Origin of the sequence: uncultured Psychrosphaera sp., assembly GCF_947500655.1 — a bacterium.
In the GTDB taxonomy this organism is placed as follows: Bacteria; Pseudomonadota; Gammaproteobacteria; order Enterobacterales; family Alteromonadaceae; genus Psychrosphaera.
In genome coordinates this window covers 1-15,844 of record NZ_CANMSK010000029.1, presented here as the reverse complement: position 1 = coordinate 15,844, position 15,844 = coordinate 1, and the positions used below count along the sequence as shown (strand labels likewise).

Sequence of the window (15,844 nt, the reverse complement as noted above, 5' to 3'; positions counted from 1 at the left end):
CTATTATGGCTTTTGCTTTCAGCTAACCCACGATTAATTGGAGATCAGCACTTTCGTGGGGAGTCATTATGTCTAGGCATACCTATGAAATCGGTGTTAACCCTTAGTATCATTTTTATTCTAGTGTCATTTAAAGTATTGGCTTGTATGGTTCCAATACATGGCAATGAATATGACGCATTAGTTAAAATAAAAAAATTAGATAAACACCAATACTTTCTTTCATTACCGAGAAGCGTCAATTCTTCTAAAGGGAAGCCCAGTGTATTTATGCTATACAACAAGGTAAATAACTATGGTAGTGATAGCACTTTACCTGAGCAATATGTTGAAGAAGTAAAGCTTTTAAACTGGTTTGATTCAATTATGGAATATTTTCCTATTGAAAAAGATCCGATAATAAAAGTACAGTTTACCTCTGAAAGTCGTGAGGGTTACATACGAACAATTAAGGTTTCCTGGCCTAGTAACTTATGCAGTACATCGGCTTCACAACTGATTGATGTGGCAGGTAATGCCATACAAGGCAATTAAACGGAAAATTTACAGTTGGCTGTTTTTCGTTCCTCAAACATTTTAGCCAACTATAATTTTCCTCTTATTGCCTCGTTATATACAATGGAAGCTATGAAGAAACAATATCTAAACTTCGATGATTTAGAGCAATTTGATCAAGAATTTTTTATTAATGATTCTTGGTGTAATCACTGCTATGAAGCTGATCTAGGAATCATCGAGCCTAAGATTTATATTTTAGATGAAAAGCAATACCTTGAAGGTAATTGTAAAGTTTGTGGTAAAAAACAAACTACTGAAATTGTCGTTACATACTTAAATGATTAAGCTTTAAGGTGATGAAATTGCATATAACAAACGCCTAAACTCCGACAATGTTATGTTGTCATGGTTTTGGAAAAACAATGCAAAAAGCCCGCCAGCGCAATGCGCATTAGGCGGGCGTTATAAAGCCTAAGGAATTACCGTGTATCTCGCAGGTCAGAGAATAAAACTATCACCATTTGATGAATCAGATTTAGATCTCTTTGTCGAAATGTCTATGTCTCCAGTAATGATGAAACATGTGTATGACCCTTGTTCATATGAAGAGGTTAATGAAGCGTTTGCCGCTAAGTCACAACCTTGGTCTATGGAAAGTGATGGTTGGTTGTCATTTGGAATTACTGAGGTAGCAACAGGCGAGAAACTTGGGAATATTGGACTAAAAATTACAAATCATGAAGCAAAGATTGCTGAAGTAGGTTTCATGATTAAACCTAGTGCTCAAGGTAAAGGGGTTGCTGGTGAGGCACTAAGCCTAGTCAAAAACTACGCTTTATCAGAATTAAACTTAAATAAATTAGTGGCTACTTGTTCAACTAGTAATACGGGCTCATTTAAGCTACTAGAAAAGCATGGTTTTATTCGTGAAGGTTGTCTCAAGCAAAACGTCATAATCAACGGTAAATATGTTGATGATTATATTTACGGATTGTGCAAATCGGCTTTATAACAAGCTGTTAAATCAGGACAAAATACAGTTGGCTTTTTGTTCGTGCCTCACTCATTTTAGCCAACTAAATTTTGCCCATTAACGAGGGCGTATTGATGATTAAACTATGAAATTAACCTTACTCTTTTTACTATTGTTTAGTGTGCCGTCATTCGCATGTTTTACATGTGATGAAGACGCTTCTGTCATAGTGATAGCACAATCTAAAATTAAGTTTCCAATGTCTTATGGTTCCACTGAACTTATCGGAAGCGTTATATTTAATGTAAGTGTTGACAGTGATGGTCAATTAACACAAGTTGAAATATTAAACGTTTTTCCCAGCGACTTACCTAGAGAGCCAATCTTAAATATGATTAATAGATCTCGTTATAAACTCACTCCTAGTAAAAAAAATAGTCATTTATGTTACGCTAAAAACATCGAGTTAACTCTTGAGTTTCCACTTCCACAAAAGATGAACTTTAATTTAGACTTAGACTTAGACTTAGACTTAGACTTAGATATGTAATCAACGTACAAGATAATAAATTAAGGTTTATTAAGGTTTATTAAGGTTATTATGCTATTTGTTGAGTCAATCGCCCATCAGCATATGGTTCATTTATTATTTTGGCGTTAAATTATTTAATTTAAGAGGTAGAAGTTATGAAGAATATTAATGGTTATTTTACCCTTGTATTTATAGCAGCTATGTTTGCTCCTAGTCTCTGTGCTGAAAATTTAATGGATCAAGCGGAATTAGAGACTGAAGCAAAGAATATTGTTAAAACATTTGGTGGTTTATTGAAGCCCAAATTGAAGCATGCCATTCAATCAGGTGGGTTAGAACATGCCATAAACGTATGCGCGATAGAGGCTCCTAAAATAGCTAAAGATCTTAGCAATGAAACTGGTTGGAGTGTAAAACGTGTAAGTCTGAAACCGAGAAATGAGAATACAGCTCTCCCTGACACCTTTGAACGCAAGGTATTGGAACAATTTAATAAACGACAAGAAGAAAGTGAGCAGGCTTCTGCTATCTCTTACTCTGAAACGGTTGATAATAAATTTAGGTTTATGAAAGCTCAAGGTGTTGAAGGGCTATGTTTAAATTGTCACGGTCAGTCAATACAGCCAGATGTAAAAAAAGCACTTACAAAATATTATCCTACTGATACGGCTACGGGCTATTCTTTAGGCCAAATACGTGGTGCATTTAGTTTGATTAAGGATAAATAACAAACACATTTGCTTAAATCCCCACTGATAGAACAGGCAACCATATATATAGAAATTTTGGTGTTATATATATGGTTGGTTTTCTTCTATAGCCAATTTAATCGTTATATAAAGATAATTTAAAGTGGGTGGCAATGTTATTGATGTTATTGTTGACGACCAAACTTATCGAGTTGCAGAAGATTGCTGGCTTAATACCAAAAAAAACCTATACAAACTCAACCCAAAAGACAACAACATAAAATCAGAACACTCAATCAAAGACTCTGAGCTATCTATGTATCTAGCGTTTAATCAAAAAAAGCTAAAAGTAGTCTAAAACTTCAATTCATATCGGTAATCAACTCTAAAATCCAAACATACCAAGATAAATTAACAATCTGAATTTCTACATTTACAAATACCAGTGACTTAATTTAAAGTGGGTGGCAATGTTATTTGTTATTGTTGTCCACGTTATTCGGTATTCTTTAATTAAAGTGATATGTGAGATTTAACTAATAAAGTATAAAAGGGGTGTTATATGTCTTATGTTGACGGTTTTGTGGCTGCAGTACCAACAAAGAATAAAGAACAATATATTGAACATGCGAAGTTGTCAGCTTTGGTTTTTAAAGAACACGGAGCACTTAGAATTACAGAATCTTGGGGGGATAGTGTTCCTGATGGTGATATTACATCCTTTATTAGAGCTGTGAATTGTAGTGAAGACGAAACAGTCGTTTTTTCATCTGTTATATGGCCGTCAAAGGAGGTTCGTGATGCAGGCTGGGAAGCAATTATGAACGACCCTAGGATGCACCCAGATCAAAACCCAATGCCTTTTGATGGTAAACGTTTAATATATGGTGGGTTCGATGTTATTTTAGAAGAATAGTATCAATATAAAGTAGATAATTAATTCCGTTTGTTTATTAAAGAACTTATTCAGACCGTTTTATTTGGGAGAAGTATGAAAAGTTTAAAAGAACAACCTGAATCTAGGGTTGTTGCCGGGTTGGAAGTTAATCCTGATTTTATGCAAGGCGTTAAACATATTATTGCAGCGTTAAAAACCCTGTATTAACCCTTTAGCACAAGGCTTTAGCTTATTTCATAAACGTTAAGTTTGTTTTATAAGCTAAAGCTGATCATTAAAAATTCTGATAAACGGACAGCAAAATTGTTTATCAGAATTAATATAATGTTTGACTAAACTCTGATCTGATTTAATAACCTTTTCACAGCTTTTTTGAAGTTAATTAATATGTTCAAATATTTGGTAAGGTGCGCCGCTAGTTTCATAATCGGTGGTTATTAGGTTCACCACATTTCCAGCTTCTACACTATACAATGTGTGTTCAATCAGTAGTTCATTATCGGAATTGTATATATAAATGTCATAACTACCTGATTCAATTTCGTACATTTGTGTACTTAAATAACTGACTGATAATTCAGCGTCGTATGAGTCAGGATTGCCACCTTCTTCTAAAATTTTAACTTCTAAAGATCCATCACTTTGATCGAAAATAGAGTGAGAAAATAAGATTTTTACATGGGTTTCTATCGTTCGTAAATCTTCTTCTGTTTCATTAACCGAAACCGTGGAACTGGCATCTCCAGCACTTAATAATAAAATTTGATCATCGGCATAAACATTTAAGGTTGTTCCATCTAACAAGGTGCTGTCTTCACTATTTAATATATAAATAGAAGTGGACTCGACTTCATCTGATGAAGATATAGAAATTTCAATATCTTCAGACAAATCACCAATTGCAATATCCGTTTCTATGATGTCAGTGCTATCACCAACTGCTATAGAGATTGCATCGGTATTACTCACGCCATTTGCAACACGTATATGTCCATTGGCCGCTTGATTGGAAAGGGTGCGTGCGCCACTGGAGCTTAACTCAATAATCTTGTATCGAGTATTATCACTTCCTGCCACTGTATAACTGGTTAAAATATATATTAACGCCTCGGCTTCACTAATACTGATATCATTCTTCTGGGCGAGTATGGTGTCTGTACCTACCTCAGTAAAAATAATTTTATAATCACCCTCAGGTAATTCAACATCGCCACTTGTGTCAGCCATAGCTAAACTATAATCCGCAGTTTGATTAATTAAGTTATCATCTGCATCCAATAGATACATATCTACTGAATCTTCATTGTTGATTAAATTAACAAATTGTACCATGGCATATTCATCGTCAAAATCATCATCGTAAATGTCAGAAATATCCATTTCTACCGTATAACTACTAGGAGAATCAGTATCCCCATAAAGGATATAAGAGTGTAGAGTGTTAGAATAAACGCGTAACGAATCATCATCTATAAAGTTGTCATTTTCAGTGTTAGGTAAGATTTGATTAAACTCAATATCGTAAGTGCCGCTACTTATATATTCATGTGTCGTAGCATATGAAAACTCAATCTCTCCCAAAGACTCATCATCCACTACAAATTCAATACTAGGAGATTGCGAAACTAAGTTAGCGTATTGATAATAACCACTTCCGCTACTGCTGCTATCGCTAAAATCCCAATCACATCCACCTAAAATACTGCTACCCAAAACAACAATGAGTATCAATACATAGCACTTCAATTTATTCATTTATATCTCAATCAACCATTAAAAAAATTAATACTCTTATATTAGAATAGAAAAACTAAAAAGGTTCAGTAAGGATTACAAACTCCACAATTGTTTAACAATATTTGCACATTTTAGTCGTAAAAGAAGAAAATAAATCGTCCGTGCAAATGTTGTTTGATACTGCACTTCCTATTAAAATCTAGGAAAATATCATTGATATTAATTTAAACTGGATGTTTCAATGTATTTCCACACCAGACAAATACCTATCAGGAGATCACAATGAAAAAACTCGTATTGATGATAATAATTATAAGTGTTGCATTTTTTACTGGGCTGTTCATATCAAGTACTTCCGTATCAACTAAAGATTCGCAGTTAAAACTTTGGGATGTTTATCTTGATGTCTTTAAAGATGCTAAATACATTGATCTCACTCATGCCTTTGAACCTGTCCAGTCTGTATGGCCCGGATTTGGTAATGCCAAATTCAAACCAGCTAAAGCGGGTAAACGGATTGAGGGCTATATAGAAGAAGGTGAGGAATTTACTTATGAAAAGCATGGTTTTGTAGCGACTTCTTATGAATTGTCCACTGATCAATACGGAACTCAACTTGATCCGCCAGCTCATTGGGAGAAACTTGGTGCAACAATAAGTGACATTCCTGCAACATATGCAATCCGTCCTTTAGTTGTAATTGATATCCATAAACAAGTGGAAAAAGATAATGGCTATCATCTTAAAGTTGAAGATATAAAAGCTTGGGAAAGTAAATATGGACGTATTCCTGAAGGTTCCGTGGTGATGGTTCGGTCAGACTGGCATAAAAAATGGGCTGACATTGAAAGATTCAACCAAAAGCCGTTTCCTGGAGTAGGACTTGATGCGTTGAAGTTTCTGCATTTAGAGCGAAATATTTTGTTTCACGGACATGAGCCGTTAGATACTGACACTACACCAACACTGGAAGGTGAATATTGGTTACTACATAACCATTTTGCACAAGCGGAAGGTGTTACAAATCTTGATAAAGTACCTGAGGCTGGAGCGCTTATCGTTATCGGTTTTGCAAAGCCTAAAGGTGGAACTGGAGGTTATGCTCGTTATATTGCGATAGCGCCAAAAGATTGGACGTATGGTGTTTCGGTAACTGAATTTCCGGGAGCGCCTCTGCCTGTTCAAGCCTATCCATTGAGTCGAGATGAAAATGGCGTTATGCGTCCAACTCCTCAATAGATAAATAAACAGAAATAAAACAGCTCAGGGAAAATGAAGCCATTTGTAAGTGGTTTTATTTTCTCAATGTTCTTTGCGCGTCGGTGGGGTAATCTAGTTATTTGTTTGTTTCACATACATAAAATTCTGATAAACGGACAGCAAAATTGTTGATCAGAATTAATATAATGTTTGACTAAACTTTGATCTGATTTAATCATTGCCTAAAGCCCTAAAGCCCTAAAGCCCTAAAGCCCTAAAGCCCAGCTGTTCTTAATCTATCTTCAAAATCGACTTCGCCACCGCTTCAGCCACTTTAATACCGTCAATACCCGCTGATAATATACCGCCTGCGTAACCTGCGCCTTCACCTGCTGGGAACAAACCTTTGGTGTTAATGCTTTGGTATTCTTTATTTCGCTTTATGCTAATTGGTGAGGATGTTCTGGTTTCTACACCGGTTAATAAGCCGTCGTCAGAGCCAAAGCCTTGGATTTTCTTATTAAACGCTGGAATGGCTTCTCTTATTGCTTCTACTGCAAAATCTGGCAAGGCTTTGCTTAAGTCGGTTAAGGTAATACCTGGAGTATAAGAGGGTTTTACATCTCCTAATTCTGAGTCTGGTTTGCCTTTTAAGAAGTCGCCAATGGTTTGAGCCGGAGCATTGTAGTCTCTGCCACCTAATTCAAAGGCTAAGCTTTCTAATTCTCTTTGTAAGTCTATGCCTGCAAGAGGGTGGTTTGGGTAATCTCGTGCTGGATCTATGCCTACAACAATCGCACTATTAGCATTACGCTCGTTTCTTGAATATTGGCTCATGCCATTGGTTACTACGCGGTTTTCTTCAGATGTTGCTGCAACCACGGTGCCTCCTGGGCACATACAAAAGCTGTAAACAGAACGGCCGTTTTTACAATGATGAACTAGTTTGTAATCCGCAGCGCCTAGGATTTCGTTACCTGCGTTATCACCAAAACGTGCTTGGTCTATGGTGGACTGTTTATGCTCAATTCTAAAGCCAACAGAGAAAGGTTTAGCTTCAACATAAATGCCTTTGTCGTAGATCATTTGGAACGTATCACGTGCGCTGTGACCAACGGCTAGAACAACATGATTACTATCGAGTTTTTCACCAGTGTTTAATGTAACGCCTGTAATTTGATCGTTTGTGATATGAATGTCGTCTACGCGCGTACCAAAACGAATTTCGCCGCCAAGCTCTATGATCTCAGCACGCATTTTTTCTACCATGCTGACTAACTTGTAAGTACCTATGTGTGGTTTACTGACAAACATGATTTCATCTGGTGCGCCAGCTCTGACAAATTCTGTCATTACTTTACGGCCGTAATGATTTGGATCCTTTACTTGGCTGTATAACTTGCCGTCAGAGAAGGTTCCCGCACCGCCTTCACCAAATTGGACGTTTGATTCTGTATTTAGTTTACGCTGACGCCAGAAACCAAAGGTGTCTTTGGTGCGTTGTCTTACTTCGTTGCCACGCTCAATAATGATAGGTTTAAAGCCCATTTGAGCAAGGGTTAATCCGGCTAATAAACCACAAGGGCCAAAACCAATAACGATAGGGCGCTCTGTTAAGTCTTTTGGTGCTTCACCTACGTATTTATAACTTGTGTCTGGCGTTACTTTTACGTGTTGGTCAGATTCAAACTGGCTTAGCAGTTTATCCGTTAAACTTGTATCGGTTAAGGTAATGTCTAAGGTATAAATTAATTGGATATTTCTTTTATTACGAGCATCGTAACCACGTTTAAACATAACAAATGTTTCTATTTGTTCAGCAGAAATTTTAAGTTTTGTCGTTATTGCAGTTGTTAGATCTTCTGGTGCATGATTTAACGGCAATTTAATTTCAGTTAAACGTATCATTGGTTACTCATAAACTAGTGTAGAAAACAGTCGCGCATTTTACTGGTACTGTTAACAATAAGCGAATAAATATTTCAATTACGCGGTGTAAATTTACGTATTTGTATTGTAGTTTGAAAATGATTGAGTATGATCCGCAATCTTGAATTTTTAATGGTGTTTTTTTATGGCGTTCATCGTTGGTGATAACTGTATTAAATGTAAATACACAGACTGTGTTGCAGTATGTCCTGTGGATGCATTTTTTGAAGGGCCTAACTTTTTAGTTATCGATCCAGTTATTTGCATCGATTGCAGTTTATGTGAACCAGAGTGCCCAGCCAATGCTATTTTTCAAGAAGATGCGGTGCCAGAAGAACAAATCGAGTTTATTGAATTAAATGCAGAATTAGCACAAAAGTGGCCGGTGATCACAGAGTTAAAACCAGCACCTGCAGACGCCGATGATTGGAATGGTGTACCGAATAAATTAAAGCTACTAGAACGTTAGTCTTTCAATTTATTGAAGGTTAAAGCACAGTAAAAAAGTTAACCGCGTTTCATATTATCTAAAATTATCCCCGTCGCCATCGCTACATTTAACGACTCAGCTTCACCAAAATTTGGAATAGTAATAGGGGAAGTCACAAATTGTCCAGCAGCTTCTCTTATTCCATGAGATTCACTGCCCATCATTAAAATAGCGTCTTTATCAAACGTTACCTTATGTACATTCTCACCACCTAAGTAAGCTCCATAAACGGCACGAGAGTCTTGATGTAAATACTCAGGCAAATCTGTTAAAAATACGTTTACGCGAGCAAATGAGCCCATGGTTGCACTAATGGTTTTAGGGTTAAACGGGTCGGAACAGTCATGGCTACAAACAATATGGTTGATACCGTACCAATCGGCAACACGAATAATCGTGCCTAGATTGCCAGGGTCAGACACGCCGTCCAAGGCTAATGTAATACCGGTGTTGGGTGGAGTATTAACAGTGGGGATTTGCACAACTGCAATAACGCTATTATTGGACACTAAAGTACTAACTTTAGTTAATGAGTCTATATCTGCTTCAATGACGTAGATGCCACTAAGCACACCTTTATGTATATTTATAAACTCTGGAGTAGCGAACAGCTGTTTGACGATTAAGTTAGACTTTAATAGTTCCAGAACATTCTTTTCACCTTGCACCAAAAACTCACCCAATGCTTTACGTTGTTTTTTTTGGCCTAACGCTCGGATGTGTTTTAGTTGGTTTTTAGAGATCATGAAAGCCTAATAAATAATGTCGAATATAAAGGTGGAACAAGAACTCGTATTCTAACACCAAGTTAGCTGAATTATTAATTGATAAATTGCCTCGTTATAAAAAGTTAGTAATAAAAAAGCCGCTTATAGTGCAAGCGGCTGATTGATTTTTATTTAACAGATTGGATTTACAGCTGGTTCATCTAACAACTTATCTCAGCCAAGCATAACTCATTTTTAAAAATACACTTTTGGTGTCTTTGGTAATGTCTTGCAGGGAGTCATCTTGATAACCGCCGTCTGAATAACCAACGAAGAATAAGGTTTTCGGGTTTATCTTATAAGAGTACAACAATTGAGTTGATAAGCTTTTGTAAGATGAATCATAATCGTCTGGCTCATTGTATTGGCTTAACTCTCGAGTGACGTCTGAATAAACAACAGATAAACGTAAAAAACTACGAATAGAAAACTGATAATTTAATCGATAATCAATTAGTTTTGCCGCTAAAATGTTGTTGCCACCTTTAGAAAGCGTGCGATATTGATAAGATAAATCAGATTTAGTGTTGGTATTTATATTCCAATTAAATCGTGGCTCTAGTGTAAACCCGTCAACTAATTGATTGTTCGCATAGTCTATTTGTTTTCCTACGGACGTATAAATACCAAAGGTCATGTCAGAAGTCGCTTGGAAATCACTCCAAAATTTAAGAATTTTTTCGGTGAATTCATAAGTATTGTTTTTTAATGACAAAATAGATGTGTCTATTCTTCCAGAAGCTTTTTCACGTATAACAAGTCCTTGTTTGAAATAGGATTGTTTAATGCCACGTAACGTTGCATAAATCTCGTATTCTTGTTCTATTTGCTCGCCAGCTTGGTTTGTTGTTCTGTCCCAGTCTCCAAACACTTCAATTCTATTCCACCAGTCGTCAGTTTCACCTAGCCATCTATAAGTACCACCAATTAAATTAGTAATGGAGTCGGATTTGTTAAAAAAGGCGAGGTCGGCTCGGAAGTTTTTGCCAATATCTTCTCTGCTTGTTTGAAAAGACCAGTTTTTATTGTCGTGTCTATAATCAATTCTATAAAAAGAGTCTGTACTGTTGTTACTTGCTGCTCTTAATACTTGTTCGTCATTGTAATCGTCTAAATTAATAGAGTTAACAAGGGCTTCATCTAACTCTGTAGTTGAAGAAACTAATTGCACGTGAAATACGTCACTATCTGTTAATTTATATTTACCGTCTAAACTAGTAACCATATTTTTATAGCTGTCAGAACTACGAATGGTAGAGAGTGCACCAATTGAAGTATCGTTATCTATCGCGTATCTATATCTAAAAGCCGTGTTTGTGGTTTTTTCTTCTAATTCGTAAAGGTCAGAGCCTAAATTACCAGGAAGAATAAAGGTGGTTGCGTTGTCGTTTGCAATGAAACCTGCAAAAGAGTGTTGGTCTATTTTACCCGCTAGTTTAGTACCAAAGTCTGGATCATTGATATTACGTGTGTAAATAAGGTTTACGGGCGTAGAGAAAGCATCTTCATTGGCTAAAAAGAAACCGCGTTTTTCTGCGGTATACAAACCAAATGTGTTATTCACATCAAGCTGGCCTGAGTCGGCTTCTACTTGTGAAAAGTCTGGATTGAATGTGGCGTTTAAAGTGGTATCTGGTGTTATTCCCCATTTGATATCTAAACCGACATCGGTATTAGTTTCGTCACTCCACTCTAGTGTTTCATCTAACTCTCGTGATTTTGTGTTACCACTTACAAAGGTTGGCACAAATGATAAGTTTTTACCTTGTTTCGCACCTTTAAAACCACGTAATGTTGGCATTTGGCAAATAAAGCAAGTGTTGTTGTGATCCACTTGCATATGAGAAATTCTTAGTTCGGTATCCCTTGGATAAAATCGAATAAACTCCATTCCCCAGTTTTGTATGTCTAACTGATCATTAAAGTTAAGCGTTCTAAGTGGAATAGCAACTTCAACAATATAACCAAATTCTGTTATACGACCGGACGAATTCCAAATAACATCCCAAGAAGAAGATTCGCTTTTAGTGAGCTCGTTTTCTAATACGTCAGACTGTGTGCCTAATGGGTTAATAAAGAATTGGTAGGCGAGGGCATTGTCATTATAAGTATCAATTTTGATAGCAACACGGTCATCACCCCAGTTATTATCTCGGTCAGTAAGGCGTGCTCTTATTTTTTCTGGATGTGGATCAAATGCTTTAAAAGCAACATATAAAGTGTGACCATTTTCTATAACATAAGCTTCTGTTTTTACTGGTGATCTTGTATTTTCATATGGCCAAGTGACGTTATTAAGGTCAATCTTTAATGCATTTTTCCAAATGTCTTCGTCCATGTGTCCGTCAACTTTAATTCGTTGCTGGGTTTTTGGAACATTTATAATGGTAGAGGCTGTTGTATTTGATGTGATGATTTCAGCAGAAAAAATCTTAAGTGGTAAAATAGCCGCGAATAAAAAAGCAGTTTTGCTACAAAATTTCATAAATTATCTTAATAAATAATACAGTGTAAAAAGGTTGGTAGGACTAATGAGGTTAAATTTATCAGTCATTGGAAAGGTTAATTATTTCATACAGTTGTACACTTCGACATAAGGGGAATTACTAAACTAATTTTCTAAATGGGGCAGGATTATAGAAAAGTATTATTACAATATGATTAAAAAGAGATAAGTCACTTTAATAAGAAGATGAATGGAAATTAAAAGGTTGTTAATTAATCTATTTGTAGATTCTTACAATTAAGACCATTCATAATTTGATTTATATTATTGTTTTTAACGAACTGTTTAGAAAAGGCTAAAAAAGAAGGTGATGTTTTATCTGACAATTTAATAAAGGAGAATTCATCGTTCATATTTGCTTGCAGAGCTGTGTGTTTTATCATTTGAGGATCACCCACAAAGTAGTCTATTCGGTTTTGTGAGATCATTTTTAATGCCGTCTTTGTATCTTTTATATTTAAAATTGTTAATCCAGACGATTCAATTCTTGCCTTTATATCTCCTCTTAATGCTTTAGAGCGTACTTTGGCAATTAATTTATTTTGTTTTTTAGCTTCTTCGAATGAGGTAAAGGTGTCTGATTTTTTTTTCACTAAGATATCACTAAAAAAATGAATCATAGGTTTGTTGGGATAAGATAAAAATTCAGTTCTTTGTTTGGTATAAACTGCAGGCATAATAGCATCAATGCGGTTGTTCTTTACTTCTACCAAGGCTCGAGCCCAAGGCATAACTATTGTTTTAAAAGTATAGTTTTTATTTGTACTGTTATTTAAACAATCTACAAATAAACCAACGACGTTTTCCTCGTTATTTACATAAACAAAAGGAAATATTTCAGGTGCAGCAACGCTTATTGTTGTTGGTTTTGCATGACTGCAAAATGAAAAAATGATAATTATAAAAAAAACTCTAAACACAACTAAATACAACTCAAATTTTAGATAAATTATGATGTAATCACGTTATCTTGTTACTTACAGAATGACAACAGAAAATTAGATGATTGGTTGGGAAATAGAGGTGTTTGGTTAATTTAAAGTTACTTTGATAGAATATGCTTTATCTGCCACGAGTAATATTGCAATACTAGTGACAAATAAAGTCGCTATTCTTAATACTAAAATTTGAGGTGTTAACTCAAATAAACTAATACAACTGCTAAAATAGCCCCAACTATACTTACTTTTACACCTGTTTTAAACGTTTTGCTTTTTGGTAAAAACATCCAAAAAGAAGATAGTGCAAAAAACAGTAATGAAGAACCAAAAAAGATATTTAACCAATAAATTGGCGAGTTTGTTGTAGCTTTATGTAGGTGAGTCATTTTGTCTAAAATTAAAGGCAACTCGTAAATAGTATAATTGGTGATGCCAGACTCTTTATTGTAAGAACCATTTTTGAAATATAAAAATTGTTCGTCTTGTGAGTCTACTTTAAACTGTCTTATTTTCAATTCTCTGCCTAATCCATCTTCGGTTAAATTTACAGACAGTGTTTTTTCTATATCGTGTGCAATTTTGAAAGTATTGGTTTTTCTATAGATAAGCACTATGCCGCTAAGAGCATAAACCGTCATAATACCAGCTAAAAAGAATCCTAAATAACGATGTAAAATACGGGCAGAAATGGTTTTCATTGGGAATTCCTTTATGAACGTTTAATTAGATAGTAAATCATCAATTACGATAATAAATCAGCTTGTGTATTGTTTAAAGCTAATTAGACTTATTTATTGATTTAGTAACGGTTTATGGCAATTAATTCCCTTCATAACCTGATTAACATTGTAGTTTTGAGCAAAGCTTTTAGAAAAAGCTAAATAAGAAAGAGATGTGTTATTCGACAATTTAACAAAAGAGAGTTTATTCATTAGTTCTGCTTGTTGAGCAATATTTTTAATTATTTGAGGGTCTCCTAGGAAGTAATCAATTCGATTTTGTAACAGCATTTTTAACCCAGTTAATGGATCATTTACGTTCAATATTTTCAATCCCGCAGATTCAACTCTTGCTTTTATTTCTTCTGTAAGTGCTTTGGAACGTACTTTAGCGATGATTTTTTTTTGTATTTTAGCAATTTCAAAAGACGTGAACGAGGTTGATACTTTCTTAACTAAAACATCACTTAGAAACTCAAAAATAGCGATGTCAGGATAAGCTAGGTATGTCGCTCTCTGTTTGGTATATACCGCTGGCATTATCGCATTGACTCTATTTCCCTTTACTTCTTGTAAAGCTCTTGCCCAAGGTAGAATGACCACGTGGAAGGTATACTTTTTATTTGAATTGTTATTTAAACAATTAACTAATGTGCCTGTTATTTCATTTTTAGAATTTAAATACGAAAGAGGGTAGATATCTGGAGTTGCTACCGTTACTTTGACTGGCTCTGAGTATGCGTAAATAGTAGGCGTCAAAATGAAAAATAAACTAAGTATTATTAAAAAAGTTTTCAGCATAAATAACATCCTTTTTAAACTTACTGAGTTTGAGTTCTATTATTTTTCCATTGTTCTGTTTATTCAACTCTGAGGTTTATAGTGACAATAAATTTAAACTAAGTTAAAGCTTTGAAGCTAACAAAATAAAGAGTAGCAGTTAAATACTCAAAAAGATATTTACCCCCAAATTTGTAAGATTTGTTACATCTTAGTGTAAATAAAGTGCTTTTCTATGTAAAAACGAAGATCGGTAACCTCGTTATATAGCTAAAAACATTTATTTTATTGAATTGGAAAACGGGACTTTCATTACTATCTAATTTTTTAATGAATTAAGTTGTTTTTATGGGGGAAAACTAAGAATTGGTTTCGGGAGCAGCATCTTTTGTGAAGAACGAACCTACGACTTTCGGGTTATGAGTTCGTATGAAGTTTAAATAGTATGAAATATGAAATTGGTTGCGGGAGCAGCATCTTTTGTAAGAGCGAACCTACGACCTAAAGTATACATGAATTGGTTGCGAGAGCAGCATCTCTTATAAAAAGCGAACCTAAGATTTTCGGGTTATGAGTTCGTATGAATATTGTATGAAGTTTAAATAGTATGAAATATGAAATATGAAATATGAAATATGAAATATGAAATATGAAATTGGTTGCGGGAGCAGCATCTTTTGTAAGAACGAACCTACGACCTAAAGTATACATAAATCGGTAGCGGGAGCAGCATCTTTTGTAAGAACGAACCTACGACCTAAAGTATACATAAATCGGTAGCGGGAGCAGCATCTTTTGTAAGAGCGAACCTACGACCTAAAGTATACATGAATTGGTTGCGAGAGCAGCATCTCTTGTAAGACGTGAACCTTCGGCTTGAAATTTATGAAATATGAAATTGGTTGCGGGAGCAGGATTTGAACCTACGACCTTCGGGTTATGAGCCCGACGAGCTACCAGACTGCTCCATCCCGCGTCCGAATGGTTTAACTGAACAGTTAAACAAGCCACAATAGTTTTAATTCATATTGTAAGAATTGGTTGCGAGAGCAGCATCTTTTGTAAGAGCGAACCTACGACCTATTGTTTTAATTCTATTCTCGAAGAATTGGTTGCGGGAGCAGGATTTGAACCTACGACCTTCGGGTTATGAGCCCGACGAGCTACCAGACTGCTCCATCCCGC

General features: G+C 35.4%; 16 protein-coding genes and 1 tRNA gene. 9 read left to right on the top strand and 8 right to left on the bottom strand.

The features are described 5' to 3' along the window. The 7 genes from Q0940_RS16730 to Q0940_RS16700 all read left to right on the top strand — a co-directional run. The coding region (locus Q0940_RS16730) for a hypothetical protein (RefSeq protein WP_299271043.1) at positions 1-534 on the top strand (534 nt) is incomplete at its 5' end. A gap of 15 nt (positions 535-549) precedes the next feature. Next, positions 550-843 carry a hypothetical protein gene (locus Q0940_RS16725; RefSeq protein WP_299271041.1) on the top strand — a complete coding sequence of 98 codons (294 nt, stop codon included), beginning with the start codon at positions 550-552 and terminating at the stop codon, positions 841-843. A 139-nt stretch (positions 844-982) separates the two neighbouring features. Then, a complete protein-coding gene (locus Q0940_RS16720; RefSeq protein ID WP_299271039.1) occupies positions 983-1,510 on the top strand; it encodes a GNAT family protein in 528 nt (175 codons plus the stop codon). A gap of 106 nt (positions 1,511-1,616) precedes the next feature. After that, positions 1,617-2,021 (top strand): hypothetical protein, encoded by a 405-nt coding sequence (locus Q0940_RS16715; protein WP_299271037.1) that lies wholly within the window; start codon positions 1,617-1,619, stop codon positions 2,019-2,021. Positions 2,022-2,158: 137 nt separating this feature from the next. Further along, the gene (locus tag Q0940_RS16710) at positions 2,159-2,731 is read left to right on the top strand and encodes a DUF3365 domain-containing protein (RefSeq protein WP_299271035.1); all 573 of its coding nucleotides are present in this window, start codon (positions 2,159-2,161) and stop codon (positions 2,729-2,731) included. Between the two features lie 124 nt (positions 2,732-2,855). Further along, positions 2,856-3,050, top strand: a complete 195-nt coding sequence (locus Q0940_RS16705; protein WP_299271033.1) for a hypothetical protein — start codon at positions 2,856-2,858, stop codon at positions 3,048-3,050. 204 nt (positions 3,051-3,254) lie between these two features. Further along, positions 3,255-3,608 carry a DUF1428 domain-containing protein gene (locus Q0940_RS16700; protein WP_299271031.1) on the top strand — a complete coding sequence of 118 codons (354 nt, stop codon included), beginning with the start codon at positions 3,255-3,257 and terminating at the stop codon, positions 3,606-3,608. Positions 3,609-3,968: 360 nt separating this feature from the next. On the opposite strand, the gene Q0940_RS16695 is transcribed toward Q0940_RS16700, so the two are convergent. Beyond that, on the bottom strand, positions 3,969-5,345 hold the full coding sequence (locus tag Q0940_RS16695) for a hypothetical protein (protein ID WP_299271030.1): 1,377 nt from the start codon (positions 5,343-5,345) through the stop codon (positions 3,969-3,971). 264 nt (positions 5,346-5,609) lie between these two features. On the opposite strand from Q0940_RS16695, the gene Q0940_RS16690 reads away from it, so the two are divergent. After that, positions 5,610-6,566: a cyclase family protein gene (locus Q0940_RS16690; RefSeq protein ID WP_299271028.1), complete on the top strand. Its 957-nt coding sequence runs from the start codon at positions 5,610-5,612 to the stop codon at positions 6,564-6,566. Between the two features lie 252 nt (positions 6,567-6,818). Here the strand turns inward: Q0940_RS16690 and Q0940_RS16685 are convergent, their stop codons facing one another. After that, on the bottom strand, positions 6,819-8,435 hold the full coding sequence (locus Q0940_RS16685) for an NAD(P)/FAD-dependent oxidoreductase (protein WP_299271027.1): 1,617 nt from the start codon (positions 8,433-8,435) through the stop codon (positions 6,819-6,821). A 166-nt stretch (positions 8,436-8,601) separates the two neighbouring features. Between Q0940_RS16685 and fdxA the strand changes: the two genes are divergently transcribed. Further along, positions 8,602-8,925 (top strand): ferredoxin FdxA, encoded by a 324-nt coding sequence (fdxA, locus tag Q0940_RS16680; RefSeq protein WP_299271026.1) that lies wholly within the window; start codon positions 8,602-8,604, stop codon positions 8,923-8,925. A 38-nt stretch (positions 8,926-8,963) separates the two neighbouring features. Here fdxA and Q0940_RS16675 read toward each other — a convergent pair whose 3' ends face one another. The 6 genes from Q0940_RS16675 to Q0940_RS16650 all read right to left on the bottom strand — a co-directional run bounded on the left by Q0940_RS16675 (position 8,964) and on the right by Q0940_RS16650 (position 15,635). Continuing rightward, positions 8,964-9,692, bottom strand: coding sequence for an RNA methyltransferase (locus Q0940_RS16675; RefSeq protein ID WP_299271024.1), 729 nt, complete (start codon positions 9,690-9,692; stop codon positions 8,964-8,966). Positions 9,693-9,882: 190 nt separating this feature from the next. After that, positions 9,883-12,198: a DUF5916 domain-containing protein gene (locus Q0940_RS16670; protein ID WP_299271023.1), complete on the bottom strand. Its 2,316-nt coding sequence runs from the start codon at positions 12,196-12,198 to the stop codon at positions 9,883-9,885. Between the two features lie 233 nt (positions 12,199-12,431). Further along, positions 12,432-13,139 (bottom strand): transporter substrate-binding domain-containing protein, encoded by a 708-nt coding sequence (locus Q0940_RS16665; protein ID WP_299271021.1) that lies wholly within the window; start codon positions 13,137-13,139, stop codon positions 12,432-12,434. Between the two features lie 215 nt (positions 13,140-13,354). After that, complete coding sequence (locus tag Q0940_RS16660) at positions 13,355-13,858, bottom strand: hypothetical protein (protein ID WP_299271019.1); 504 nt, start codon at positions 13,856-13,858, stop codon at positions 13,355-13,357. Between the two features lie 93 nt (positions 13,859-13,951). Then, entirely contained in the window at positions 13,952-14,680 is a 729-nt protein-coding gene (locus tag Q0940_RS16655) for a transporter substrate-binding domain-containing protein (RefSeq protein ID WP_299271017.1), read from the bottom strand. 878 nt (positions 14,681-15,558) lie between these two features. Beyond that, positions 15,559-15,635 (bottom strand) — tRNA-Met (locus Q0940_RS16650). Positions 15,636-15,844: the final 209 nt, after the last annotated feature.